Raw genomic sequence first — 12744 nt, 5'->3', positions numbered from 1 at the left:
CGACGGTGCCATCCACGACGCCCCGGGCGACGGTGCCATCCGCGACGCCCCGGGCGACGGTGCCATCCGCGACGCCCCGGGCGACGACGCGATCGGCGACGACGCGGCCGTCGCGGACCTCGACGCGGCGTGGCAGCCGGGCCGCGATGTCCCGGTCGTGCGTGATCAGCGCGATCGTCGTGCCCTCCGCGTGCAGCCGGTGGAACAGGTCCAGCACGGCCGTGCCGTTCGCGGTGTCCAGCGCGCCGGTCGGCTCGTCCGCCAGCAGCAGCGCGGGCTCGTTGACGATCGCGCGCGCGATCGCGACCCGCTGTTTCTCGCCGCCGGAGAGCTGGTGCGGCCGGTGCGTGGTCCGGTGGCCGAGCCCGACCCGGTCCAGCGCGGCCAGCGCCATCCCGCGCCGTCTCCGCCGGGGCACGCCCGCGTAGAGCAGCCCGGTCGCCACGTTCTCCACCGCGGTCAGCCCGTCGGTCAGGTGGAACTGCTGGAAGACGAAGCCGAGCCAGCGGCCGCGCAGCGCGGACAGCCGCCGGTCGGAGAGCGTGGCCACGTCGTGGCCGGCCAGCTCGACCGTGCCGGAGGTCGGGCGGTCCAGCGTGCCCATGATGCTGAGCAGTGTGGACTTGCCGGAGCCGGACGGGCCGACGATCGCGATCAGCTCGCCGGCGTCGATGTCCAGTGAGACCCGGTCGAGCGCGGTGACGCCGCCGGGATAGGCGCGGCTCGCCGCACGGACCGACAGCACGCGGGTCATGAGGTCGTCACCACCTGAAGGCCCTCGGTGACGCCGGCGCCGCTGACCTCGACCAGGCCGCCGGAGAACATCCCGGTCGCGACCGCGATCAGGCGGCCGTCCGGGAGCTGGACCGCGTAACCGCCCTCGCGCAGGGCGAGCAGCGCGGTCACCGGCACGGCCAGCACGCCGGTCCTGGTCTCGCCCGCGACCCGCACCTCGACGCCGCCGCCGTCGAGCCGGCCGGCCGCCTTCGGGTCGGTCATCGTGACCGTGACGGTGAGCTGCTGCGCCGCGCCCGGGGCCTGGCTGCCCTCCGCGGTCTGCGCGACCGTGGAGATCTCGCCGATCTCGCCGGGCGTCTCGGCGCCGCCCGGCAGGCGCAGCGTGACCTTGTCTCCGGGTTTGAGCGCGTCGGTCTCGGTGACCGGCGCCTGGACCGTGATCACCTTCGCGGTCTGGGTGACGGACATCAGGTCGCCGGTGGCCGGGTCCCCGATCTGCACGAGCAGCGAGTCGACCCGGACCGCGCCGGGCAGCACGGCCAGGTCGCCGACCTCGATGACGCCGTCGTCCGGCAGGCCGAGGTCGCGCTGCCACCAGGTGATCGCGTTCTTCAGCGCCGGGGTCAGCACGCCCTCGCCGTCCCGGACCGGTACCCAGGACTTGCCGACCTTGACCTGCTCTCCCGTGCCCGGCTGGTAGCCGGTCTCGTACCCCAGGGCACTGAGATTCTTGGCGATCATGGCGACGTCGCGGCCGATCAGGTCCGCGCCGGTGATCGTGCGGTAGAGCGGCGGCGCGCCGAGGAACAGCGGGATCGGCTCGTCGTTGACCTGGTACAGCGTGTGGCCCCGGTCGACCGTCCTCCCGCCGTCCGGCAGCCAGGTGACCACGCCCTCGCGACCGGCCTTGACCGCACGCGGCGTGCCGTAGCCGAGCGTCCCGGTCAGCGTCCGGCTCGTGGACAGGTCGGTGCGCGCGACCGCGACCGTACCCACGCTGATCGTCTCGGCCGGCTCGGCTCCGGCCGCGTTCCCGTCGCGCGTCCAGACCAGCGCGGCCGCGGTGATCGCGAGCACGGACCCGGCCGCGACCACGCCGGCCACCACGCGGCCCCAGCGCCGGCGGTTCTCCTCCTCAGGCATGGCGACGATGATGGCGAGGCGATTTCAGGAACTTGTGAGCATCGCGAGGATTGTGGGAAAGCCCCGCGGGCTGCTGAGATTCGCGACCGTGAACCTATAGTCGGCGTCGTGCCCGCACATGTGCTGATCGCCGAGGACGACCTGAGACACGCGGAGATCCTCCGGCGCTACCTCGAGTCCGCCGGTTACCGCACCACGGTCACGCACGACGGCCGGACCGCGCTGGACGCGGCCCGCCGGCTCCGCCCGGACCTGCTGCTGCTCGACGTGATGATGCCGGAGCTCTCCGGGCTCGGCCTGTGCGAGGTGATCCGGCGCGAGTCGGCCGTGCCGGTGCTGATGCTGACCGCGCGGACCAGCGAGGACGACCTGCTCACCGGTCTCGACTCGGGCGCGGACGACTACCTGACCAAGCCGTACCGGCCGCGGGAACTGCTCGCCCGGATCCGGACGCTGCTGCGCCGCGCGGACTCCGCCGACACCCGGGACGTGCTGCGGGCCGGGCCGGTCGCGGTCGACCTGACCCGCCGCGAGGTGACGGTGGACGCGCGGGTGGTCGACTGCACGCCGGACGAGTTCGCGATCCTGGCCACGCTGGTGCAGCAGCCGGAACGCGTCTTCACCCGGGCCCAGCTGCTGGAGCGGACCAACGGGTACGGCCGGGACTCGACCGAGCGCGCGATCGACACCCACATGTCCAACCTCCGCCGCAAGATCGAACCGAATCCGCGCCGGCCCCGGCTGCTGCTGACCGTGTACGGCGTCGGCTACAAGCTGGCCGGCGCCTGATGCCGCGCGCGGTGCCGCTGCACCGGAGCCTCGTGGTGCGGCTGCTGGCCACGTCGATGCTGATCGCGGTGTGCGCGGTCGCGGCCACCGCGTGGCTGACCGTGCAGCTCACCAAGCGGGCCGTCACCCAGGAGCAGAGCCGCACGCTGGCCTCGGACACCGACGTCTACGACGCGATCATCGCGTACGCGGCCACCCACGACCGCTGGGACGGCGTGGACGAGCTGGTCCGGCGGCAGGCCGAGCTGACCGGCACCCGGATCGCGCTGACCACGCCGGCACGCGGGCTGATCGCGGCCTCGTCCGCGGACGCGCCGGCCACGGTCGCCGCCTCCGACGTGCCCACGGCCACGGTCGACCCGCTGCGCCTGGACCGCGGCGTCGCGCGCGTCTCCGGCGGGCTGATCGACTCGCGGGCGGTCGGGCCGTACCGGTTGACCGACGCCGAACGGGACCGGCTGCGCCGGCTCGCCGATGTGCAGGTCATCTGCCTGCGGCGGGGCAACGTCACCGCGGAGGTGGTGGAGCTGCCCAGCGGCCGCCCGGCGGTCCGCGAGGTGACCGGCGAGCCGCCGCCGATCACGCCGTGCGACCCGGCCGGCCTGCTCGACCCCGTCGAGACGGAACGCAAGCCGCTGGCCGACCTGGTCACGCTGACCGTGGCCTGCCTGCGGGACGCGGGCAACCCGAACCTCCGGTTCACGATCACACCCGAATTCATCCCACGGTACGAGGACGCGCCGCCCGAGGCGCGGGACGACCGGCGGGTGCGCGAGTGCATCGGCGACGCGCGCCGCGACCAGCTTCGTCCCTACGTCGCGCCGCCCGCGCTGCTCTTCGTCACCGGGCCGTCCGCGCCGGAGACCGCCGTGCTCACGCTCTCCCCCGCGAACACCGCGCGCATCGCCGGCACGGCCGCGCTGATCCTGCTGCTCACGCTGGCCGTCACGGTCGTGGCCGGGCTGCGGCTGGTCCGGCCGCTGCGCGCGCTGACCGAGGCGGCCCGCGCGCCCGCGAACCGGCAGGCGCCGGTGCCGGTCACCACGCGCGACGAGATCGGCTATCTGGCCGCCGCGTTCAACGACCTGTCGGCCCGGCGGCAGGCGCTGGAACGGCAGCGCAACGCCATGGTCAACGACATCGCGCACGAGCTGCGCACGCCGCTGACCAACATCCGCACCTGGCTGGAGACCGCCCGGGACGGCGCGGTCGCCGTCGATCAGGAGGTGCTGGACCTGCTGGTCGACGAGTCCGTCCTGCTCCACCACGTGGTCGACGACCTGCGGGACATCGCGGCGCTGGAGGCGGGCAGCCTGCGCGTGCATCCGGAGCCCACCTACGTACGGGACCTGCTGGAACAGCTGGTCGAGGCGCACCGGGGCGGTGGCGCGGTCACGCTGGACCCGGCGTCCGACGATCCCGAGGCCGACGTGGACCCGGTCCGGCTGCGCCAGATCGTCGGCAACCTGGTCTCCAACGCGATCCGGCACACATCGCCGGGCGGGACGGTCACGGTCAAGCTGGAGATGCGCCCCGGCCGCATGGTCATCTCGGTGTCCGACACCGGGCCCGGCATCGCCCCGGCCGACCTGCCCCGGGTCTTCGACCGCTTCTGGCGCGCGGACTCGTCCCGCTCCCGCGCCACCGGCGGCTCCGGCCTCGGCCTGCCCATCGCCCGCGAGCTGGCCCGCGCCCACGGCGGCGACCTCACCGCCACCAGCGTTCCCGGCCGGGGCGCCACGTTCACCGTCATCCTCCCGGTCACGATCGACCGCGAGCCGCATGCGAATTCATGACCAGCACGGTTCCGCGGGAAGCCTGAACGCTCCGCTCATGCGGCCGGCCGGTGCCCGTGGGAGCACAACGTCAACCGTGCCTCACCTCAAGGGTTCAGGCTCAGTTGTTCGGCGCGTCCGAGCTGATGTCCGCCAGGGCGGAGTCCCCGTCCCGGGCCACCGCCAGGTCGCCGAGCGTGACCATGCCGACCACCTGCTCGCCGTCCATCACCGGCAGCCGCCGCACCGAGTGCGTGCGCATCAGCTCGACCGCGGTCTCCGCGTCGTCGTCGGCGGATGTGACGATCACGTCGGGACCGGCCAGCTCACCGGTGGGCAACGTCCGCGGATCCAGGTCCTCCGCGATCGCCCGGACCGCGATGTCCCGGTCCGTCACCACGCCGCGCACCTCGGTGCCGTCCACCACGATCACCGCGCCGACGGCGCCGTCGCGCATCCGCCGCGCGGCCGTGCTCAGCGACTCGTCCGCGCGCACGGTGATCGGATTGTCAGTCATCACGTCTCGTACCTTCACGTCACGCGTATACCCGGGTACGAAGCGGTCATACATGCCACGGCCGCAGCGGTCGCAGGATCGCGTCCACGGCGCGGCAGCGCGTCCACGGCGCGGCAGCGCGTCCACGGCGCGGCAGCGCGTCCACGGCGCGGCAGCGCGTCCACGGCGCGGCAGCGCGTCCACGGCGCGGCAGCGCGGCCACGGCGCGGCAGCGCGTCCACGGCGCGGCAGCGCGTCCACGGCGCGGCAGCGCGTCCACGGCGCGGCAGCGCGTCCACGGCGCGGCAGCGCGTCCTCCGCGGCGCCCTCAGGGCGTGATCAGGAGCCGCCGGATGCGGATCGTCAGCAGCACCACCAGCACCAGCGCGACCACCACGACCGCGATCAGCAGGGTCAGCTCGACGCTCGGCGTCCAGCCGTCCGTGGCCGCGGCGGGTCGCGCCTCCTCGGGCAGCGCCGCGGTGACGGACGCCTCCGGCGCGATCAGGCCCCAGCCGTGGCCGCCGTCCGGTGCCTGACCGGACAGGCTGGTCGCGGTCGCCTCCATCCGGTGCTGCACCTGCGCCGGCGTCAGCGCGGGGTAGGCGGCCCGGACCAGCGCGGCCTGCCCGGCCACGAACGCGACCGCGTAGTGGGTGCCGCTGCCCGCGGCCTGCCCGGCGGTCAGGCCGACGCTGCCCACGTTCACTCCGGGCGCGACCAGGTCCACCGCGCCGGAGCGGTAATCGGCGACCGGCCGGTTGTCCATCCCGATGCCACCGACCCGCAGCACCCCGGCGCGAAGCCGCGTGTCCGCGACGGCCGGCACCGACTCCAGCGGCGCGCCGCCCACGACCACCACGCCCGCGCCGGCCGCGTCCGCCGCGGCGCGCGCCACCTCGGGCTCGTTCAGGTCCACGTACGCGCCGAGCGCGATCACCGTGGCGCCGGCGGTCACCGCGGCGGCGATCGCGGACGCGCCGTTCGCCGGCGACGCCTCCGGGCTGCGCACCGCGATCCGGATCGGCAGCACGGTCGCGTCCGGCGCGATGCCCGTGCCCGGCCCGCCCTCGACCGGCTGCGCCGCGATCAGCCCAGCCATCGCGGTGCCGGTGCCCAGGCAGTCGGTGTCGCCGCGGCCGCCGGTGATCACGTCCGTGCCGGGAGCGACATGACCGCGCAGCCGCGGCAGCCCGCCGTCGACGCCGGAGTCGACGACCGCCACCAGCTGGCCGCTCCCCCGGCTGCGCGGCCACGCCCGGCCGGCTGCGAGCCGCAGGTTCGCCCAGTCGGCCCGCGCGGGCGGCGCGGGCGCGACGTCGCACTGCCGCGCGGTGGCGCCACCGGCGCCCGGGACCTTCGCCGGTGCGGTCCCGGTGAGCGGTCCGAACCGCACGCCGGCGCCGTGCGCGTCCCACGGCAGCACCAGGCGCCACCCGGGCTTGAGCGCGTCCGGGTCGGTGAGCGCCGCACCGTCCGGCTGCCGTCGCCCCGCGTTGAGGTTGAACAGTTCGGCGGACCGCGCGCCGTCGCCGAGGAACCGCTCCGCGACCTCGGTCAGCGTCTCCGTACCGGCCGGGACCTCGTAGAACTTGACGTTCTCGCCGTCGTCGGCGAGCGCGGGCGGCGCGGCCAGCCCGATCAGCGCGGCCACCGTGGCCGCGGCCAGCAGCGCGCGGAGCCTCACAGCTCCACCAGCTTCCAGCGGTGGTCGAGCGCGTCCTTCTGGGCGTCACGCTGCTCGGGGCGCACGCCCTTCCAGTTGCCGGTGGTGTCCGGCACCGCCTCCTCGTCGCCCGGCAGGTCGAGTTCCTTGCCGGACTTGCGGTTCACGATGTGGACGTACCCGTCGCCGGCGTCCCGCAGCGTCCACTGCTGGCTCGTGTCGCCGGGCACGAACGGCTGCACCACGATCTTCGCGCCGGCGTCCGTGGACGCGTTCTCCACGCCGAGGGCCATGCCGTAGTGCGCGTTCTTGATCGTCACGTGGTCGCCGGCCGCGCCCAGCGACCACTGCTGGTTGGGGCCGCCGTTGTGCTGGTGCATGTTCACCTGCGTGCCGGCGGCCACCGACGGATCGAGACCGAAGACCTCCAGGGACACACCCCCACCGGTGTACGCGTTGTGGATGACATAGGCGTGGCCGGGCTTGTAGAGCGGCTTCGGGACCGGCTTCGAGGGTGACGGGGACGGGCTCGGCCGGACCGGCGCGGCCGTGGCCGGGACCGGCGACGGCGACGGGCTCGGGCTCGGCGCCACCGCGGTCAGCCGGGGATCCCGCTCGTACTCCGCCACGAACGCCGGTGCCAGGTCCGCGAGCTGGGGCACGGTGCTGCGCGGCAGCCCGCCGGCCTGCCGGACCGCGGGCGCGCCCCACTGGTAGGCGCCGAGCGCCAGCACGAACGGATCGCCGCCGAGCACGGCCAGCTCGGCGGTCAGACCGCACATGGCCGCGCCCATCGCCGGGATCGCCTCGGACGGGTTCCACATCGACGCACCCGGGTCGCCCTGGTACCTCGCCCAGAGCTGCGGCGTGAACTGCGCGATGCCGGCCCGGCCGTCCGGCGACCGCCGGTTCACGTCGAAGCCGGAGAGCGCCCGCAGCTGCGCGGCCACCCGGACCGGGGTGATCACCGGGCACATCCGGCCCGCCGCCAGCACCGGCGCGACCAGGTCGTGCGGGACCGGGAGCGGGGGGCCGGGCAGGTCCGCGCCCGCGCTCTGCGGGGAGAACTCCGGCTGATCCGCATACCACCGGGAGTAGGCGACGACGGTGTCCACGAACTCCCGGTCAGCCTGCGGGATGCCCTCCGCCGCGAGCACCGCGCCGACGCCGGCCCGTGCCGACGCCACCGCGGCCGGCCACAGGTCTCCGGCCAGCCCGGCCGCGCGCAACTGCCCGACGAGGTCGCAGGTCCAACGCCCGAGCGCGACGATGGCCGCGGCCCGGTCGGCGGGCCGGGCGTAGGCCGACGGCCGCCACGCCTCCCAGGTGGCCGGGTCGATGCCGGCGACGTTGCCGTGCGGTCCGGCGTCCCGGAAGCCGGACGCCACCATGATCTGCGCGGCCAGCCGGGGCGGGTTCAGGCTCGGGCAGGACAGCGCGGCGGTCACGATCGCCCGAAGGTCAGCGGCCGGCACCGGCTCGGCGGCCAGCTTCCGCCCGCCCGCGATCGCCGGCACCACCACGAACGCGGTCGCCGCGCAGAGGACCAGCACCAGGGCCAGCAGGCCCAACTCGACGCGTCCGCGGGTCGAGGCGAGCAGGCGCCTCACCGGCGCACCAGCACTCACGGTCATTCACTCGCTCTTGGGCTCGGGCCGGAACGGGCTGACATGCGGCACATCTGCAGGCGAGCGGACAAACCGTGCTTCGCCGACGCGGCCCCGAACTTACACGCCCCGGCTCGCCCGGGCAGCCCCGGTTTCGTCGATCCGGGGCCACGGTCCCGGAGGCGGGGGCACCAGCGAGCCGGTGGCGATCAGGCGGCGCAGCGCGGGCGTGGCCGGGCGTTCGACCAGGCGGTGGACCAGCCAGGCGACCGCGAGCAGCAGCACGATGGCCGCCACCACCAGCACCGGTGCGGGCAGGCCGGTGCGCTCGTACGCGTACCGGATCATGGTGAAGCCGACCCGTGGATGCAGCAGGTAGAACGGGTACGACACCGCGCCCGCGACGGCCAGCGCGCGCCACGACCAGCGGTCGGTGGCGCCGAGCGCGATGGCCAGCAGCACGCCGAACGCGAGCGTGATGATCAGCAGGCCGGGCCAGACCGGCACCGGGAAGCCCGGGTTCGCGAACAGCACCCGCTCCCGCACCCGGACCAGGCTCACCAGCCAGGTCGCGGCGAGCAGCAGCCACACCGGGAGGCTCGGGCCGGAGCGCCGGATCAGGTAGAGCGTCATGCCGGCCACGAAGTACGGCGCGAACCGCGGCATCACCAGCTCGGCGAGCGGCACGCCCGGCGGGACCACGACCGAGGCCGCCAGCCAGACCGCGCAGAGCGTCAGCACCCGGCCCCGGGTCACGCCGGCCAGCACCAGCACCGCGAAGATCGCGTAGAAGCGCAGCTCGTTCCAGAGTGTCCAGTAGACGGTGTCGACGTACGGCACCGACAGCGGCCCGGCCAGCATGGTCAGGTTCACCGCGACGTCGGAGCCGGTCAGGCCGTGCGGCAGCGGCACGCCGGTGGTCACCGGGAACAGCACCATCACGGTCGCGGTGATCAGCACGCACGCCCAGAACGCGGGGTAGAGCCGGCCGGCCCGGGACGCGACGAACCCGCGCAGGTTCTGGCCCCAGCCGCTCATGCAGATGACGAAGCCGCTGATCATGAAGAACACCTCGACGCCGAGGAAGCCGTAGATCAGGAGCGGGCCGCTGCCGTGCGGAAGGAGGTGAACGGCCGGCCGCACGCCGTCCAGCGACCAGGCCAGGCCCAGGTGGTACGCGGCCACGGCCAGCGCGCAGAGCAGCCGCAGGCCGTCCAGCGCGTACAGCCGGTCGTTTCGTGCCGTCACGATCGTCTCCCGTCGGGTCGAGTCCGACGGGCACATGTCCGGCAGTCCGTACGATGCGGAAGTTTTTCTCGATCGCGCGGCGAGAAACGGGCCGGCCCGGACATGTCCGGGCCGAGGATCGAAAGGCCGAACGGAGGTGGCATGGACGAGGAGCAGTTCAGCGCGTTCTTCGCCGCGCAGTTCCCGGACGTGTGGCGCTTCGCGCGACGGCGCACCGAGTCGGGGAGCGACGCGGACGACATCGCGGCCGAGACGTTCGCGGTGGCCTGGCGGCGCCGCGACGACATCCCCGCCCAGGACGCGCGGCTCTGGCTGTTCGGCGTGGCCCGGAACGTGCTGGCCAACCACACCCGGCAGGACCGGCGCCGCGACCGGCTGCACCTGCGGCTGGTGAGCACGGACCCCCCGCCGAGCGCCTACGAGCAGAACGCACCCTCGCAGGAGGCGCTGTGGCCCGCGCTCGCGGCGCTCGACACCCACGACCGCGAGCTGCTGCTCCTGCGCGCCTGGGACGGCCTCGGCATCGGGGAGATCGCGGCGCTGCTCGGCATCGACCGGGCGACCGTCTCGTCCCGGCTGCACAGGGCCCGCCTCAAACTTGATCGCCTGCTTCAGACCCGCCTCGGTCGCGCCCCGGCCGCGGGTGACGCTTCGACCACGGGTGACGCTTCGGCCAGGGGTGACGCTTCGGCCACGGACGAACGGAGGCGCTATGCCTGACCACGACGACGTAACCATGGCGCTGCTGCGCTCGCTGGACCCGGCCGCCGCCGAGGAACCGCCCGCGCCGGGCTCGGCCCGCTACGACGAGATCCTGCGCCGGGCGAAGGGTGGGGCGCCGGCCGCGCCGGTGCACAAGCGCGCGCTCCGGCGCCGGCCGCTGGCCTGGATGACCGCGGCGACGACCGCGGTGGCCGCGTCCGTGGTGACGGTCCTCGCGCTCGGCGGCACCGGGGCCGTGCCCAGCCCGTTCGCGCCGGTCGCGTCCGCGACCACGGCGCACCAGGCCGTCCTGCTGGCCGCGGACGCCACCGCGGACGTGCCCTCGCTGCGCACCAGCGGCGTCATGGTGCACGAGGACGGGGTGCGGTCCACGAGCGCGACCGAGGTCTCCGGCGGCGACTTCAAGCTGGTCTGGTGGATCGGCACGGTCACCGTCACCTCGTACGTCATCGACGGCAAGTGGTGGGAGCGGGCCAGCGACGACCCCGGCCTGCGCACCGGCGAGACCGACGGCGGACCGTACCTCGCGCCGTTCGGCGAGTCGACCAGGGCGGTCGTCCGGACCGCGCTCGACGGCACGCAGGTGCAGGACCTGGGCGGCGAAGTGGTGCGCGACGCGCAGACGACTCACTACCGGGTCGAGCTGAACACCGCCTCCCGGGCCGCGCTGTCCAAGCTTCCCGACTTGCAGCGGGCCTGGTTCAACCTGGAGAACCCCGGGGAGGTCACCTCGATCGACGTGTGGGTCGCCGGTGACCTGATCCACCGCATCTCGGTCGTGGGACTCACCTCCTCGACCATCGACTTCTACGACTTCGGCGCGCCGATCACCATCGCGGTGCCGCCCGGCTTCTGAGCCGGTGCGACCGCGGCCGGGCGGCACCGCCCGCCGCCCGGCCGCCGGGGTCACGCCGCGCCGTTGCCGGAGAACTGCGGCAGCGCGGCCACCAGCGCGGCCAGCTCCGGGTCCTCCTGGTAACGGCGGCGGTGCAGCTCGGCGATCTTCGGGCCGAACTCCGGGTCCTCGTCGTCCGAGACGTCGTAGGTGTCGAACTGCTCGGCCAGCGGAAGGCCGATCCGGTCGGTGTGCCCATGCGCCGGGTGCACCAGGTACGCCCAGTAGCCGGCCAGGTCCTCGATCACGAAGACCGCGCCGAACTCGAAGTCGCTGCCGTAGTCGCGGCCGACGATGAACGACCGCACCTCCGGGATGACCCGGCCCTGCTCGCGCAGGCATTCCAGCACCTCGTCGACCTGCTCCGGCGTCACGTCCGCCCTGGCCTTCATCCGGATGATGTGGTTGATCAACGCGATCTCCTTCATGGGTGTCCGACGCGCCGATCGTGGCGCGCCGCCGTGGCCCGTCTCATCGGCACTCCGTGCCTATCGGGGGCGGGCGCCGCATAGGCATCGCCGTCCGCCGGCGCGCATGTAGGCACCCCGTGCCGACGCGCGCGGTACCGGCGTGCACGCACAGTGAGGCGGTGACCGGCCGAGCAGCATCGAGGAGCACCGCATGACCGTGACCGCACTGGAGATCGTGCTGCCGGGCAAGGTGGCGCCGGACGGGCTCCGGACCCGTGCCCGGCCGCTGCCCGAGCCGGCCCCCGGGCAGGTCCTGGTCCGGATGGAGGCGACCGGCGTGTCCTTCGCCGAGCAGCAGATGCGCCTCGGCCGGTACTACGACCAGCCCGCGTTCCCGTTCGTGCCCGGCTACGACGTCGTCGGCACCGTCGTCGGGACCGGGCCGGGCGTGGACGCCGCGATGAGCGGACGGCGGTACGCCGCGGTGACCAAGACCGGCGGCTGGGCGAGCCACCTGCTGATGGACGCGGCCGACCTCGTACCCGTGCCGGACGGTTGTGATCCGGTCGCGGTGGAGACCGTGCTGGTCAACGGGATCACCGCGTGGCAGATGCTGCACGGGCTGGCGAAGGTGCCACGCGGCGGGACGATCGTGGTGCTCGGCGCCAGCGGCGGCGTCGGATCGACGCTGCTGCAACTCGCGCGGCACGCCGGGATCTCGGTGATCGGCACCGCGGCCGAGCGCCACCACGGGATGGTCCGGGAGCTGGGCGCGACGCCGGTCGACTACCGCGACCCGGGCATGTTCGACACGATCCGGCGGCTCGCGCCGGACGGCGTGCACGCGGTCTTCGACCACGTCGGCGGCCCCGGGCTGAAGCGGTCCTGGCAGATGCTGCGCCGCGACGGCACGCTGGTCTCGTACGGCGCCGCGTCCGCCAAGAACGACGACGGCAACGCGCAGCTGCCGTTCATCACCGCCTACGCCCGGGTGAAGCAGTGGCACTACTCGCCCAACCCGCGCAGCGCCTACCTCTACAGCTTCTGGGACGGCTCGCGCCGCAAGGACGAGTTCCGCGAGCGCCTCGCCCGGGACCTGACCGAGGTGCTGCGGCTGCTCGCCGACGGCGCGCTGGTCCCGCAGATCGCCGCGCGGTTCCCGCTCTCCGAGGCCGCGGACGCGCTCACCCTGGCCGAGTCGCGGACCGTCGCCGGCAAGGTCGTCCTCGTACCCGATGCGAACTGAAAGCCGGT

The 12744-nt window shown here is 74.3% G+C and carries 11 protein-coding genes and 1 pseudogene; 5 read left to right on the top strand and 7 right to left on the bottom strand.

Going from position 1 to position 12744, the window contains the following annotated elements; translation table 11 throughout:
• Positions 1-88 precede the first annotated feature (88 nt).
• Both J2S43_RS39680 and J2S43_RS39675 read right to left on the bottom strand, forming a co-directional pair.
• Positions 89-754, bottom strand: a pseudogene (locus J2S43_RS39680) (ABC transporter ATP-binding protein); the annotation flags it as partial.
• Positions 751-1881 (bottom strand): efflux RND transporter periplasmic adaptor subunit, encoded by a 1131-nt coding sequence (locus J2S43_RS39675; RefSeq protein WP_306838338.1) that lies wholly within the window; start codon positions 1879-1881, stop codon positions 751-753. The gene J2S43_RS39675 and the pseudogene J2S43_RS39680, both read right to left, overlap by 4 nt.
• A 108-nt stretch (positions 1882-1989) precedes the next feature.
• Between J2S43_RS39675 and J2S43_RS39670 the strand changes: the two genes are divergently transcribed.
• Complete coding sequence (locus J2S43_RS39670; protein WP_306838336.1) at positions 1990-2670, top strand: response regulator; 681 nt, start codon at positions 1990-1992, stop codon at positions 2668-2670.
• Positions 2670-4466: a sensor histidine kinase gene (locus J2S43_RS39665; RefSeq protein ID WP_306838334.1), complete on the top strand. Its 1797-nt coding sequence runs from the start codon at positions 2670-2672 to the stop codon at positions 4464-4466. Before J2S43_RS39670 ends, J2S43_RS39665 begins: the two co-directional genes overlap by 1 nt.
• 100 nt (positions 4467-4566) lie before the next feature.
• Here the strand turns inward: J2S43_RS39665 and J2S43_RS39660 are convergent, their stop codons facing one another.
• From J2S43_RS39660 to J2S43_RS39645, 4 genes are all read right to left on the bottom strand, one after another.
• Positions 4567-4962, bottom strand: coding sequence for a CBS domain-containing protein (locus J2S43_RS39660; protein WP_306838332.1), 396 nt, complete (start codon positions 4960-4962; stop codon positions 4567-4569).
• Between the two features lie 307 nt (positions 4963-5269).
• Positions 5270-6628: a S8 family serine peptidase gene (locus J2S43_RS39655; protein ID WP_306838330.1), complete on the bottom strand. Its 1359-nt coding sequence runs from the start codon at positions 6626-6628 to the stop codon at positions 5270-5272.
• Complete coding sequence (locus J2S43_RS39650) at positions 6625-8217, bottom strand: RICIN domain-containing protein (RefSeq protein ID WP_306838328.1); 1593 nt, start codon at positions 8215-8217, stop codon at positions 6625-6627. Before J2S43_RS39650 ends, J2S43_RS39655 begins: the two co-directional genes overlap by 4 nt.
• Before the next feature lie 117 nt (positions 8218-8334).
• On the bottom strand, positions 8335-9462 hold the full coding sequence (locus tag J2S43_RS39645) for an acyltransferase family protein (protein WP_306838326.1): 1128 nt from the start codon (positions 9460-9462) through the stop codon (positions 8335-8337).
• Positions 9463-9603: 141 nt separating this feature from the next.
• Here J2S43_RS39645 and J2S43_RS39640 point away from each other — a divergent pair, with 141 nt between their 5' ends.
• Together J2S43_RS39640 and J2S43_RS39635 are read left to right on the top strand one after the other, a co-directional pair.
• Entirely contained in the window at positions 9604-10182 is a 579-nt protein-coding gene (locus tag J2S43_RS39640) for an RNA polymerase sigma factor (RefSeq protein ID WP_306838324.1), read from the top strand.
• Positions 10175-11041: a hypothetical protein gene (locus J2S43_RS39635; protein ID WP_306838322.1), complete on the top strand. Its 867-nt coding sequence runs from the start codon at positions 10175-10177 to the stop codon at positions 11039-11041. The genes J2S43_RS39640 and J2S43_RS39635 overlap by 8 nt, the downstream gene beginning before the upstream one ends.
• A gap of 50 nt (positions 11042-11091) precedes the next feature.
• Here the strand turns inward: J2S43_RS39635 and J2S43_RS39630 are convergent, their stop codons facing one another.
• The gene (locus J2S43_RS39630) at positions 11092-11493 is read right to left on the bottom strand and encodes a Dabb family protein (RefSeq protein WP_306838320.1); all 402 of its coding nucleotides are present in this window, start codon (positions 11491-11493) and stop codon (positions 11092-11094) included.
• A gap of 208 nt (positions 11494-11701) precedes the next feature.
• Between J2S43_RS39630 and J2S43_RS39625 the strand changes: the two genes are divergently transcribed.
• On the top strand, positions 11702-12736 hold the full coding sequence (locus tag J2S43_RS39625; RefSeq protein ID WP_306838317.1) for a medium chain dehydrogenase/reductase family protein: 1035 nt from the start codon (positions 11702-11704) through the stop codon (positions 12734-12736).
• The last annotated feature ends 8 nt before the right edge of the window (positions 12737-12744 follow it).

The sequence above is a fragment of the Catenuloplanes nepalensis genome (assembly GCF_030811575.1).
In the GTDB taxonomy this organism is placed as follows: Bacteria; Actinomycetota; Actinomycetes; order Mycobacteriales; family Micromonosporaceae; genus Catenuloplanes; species Catenuloplanes nepalensis.
This window is presented reverse-complemented; position numbering and strand designations above follow the sequence as displayed.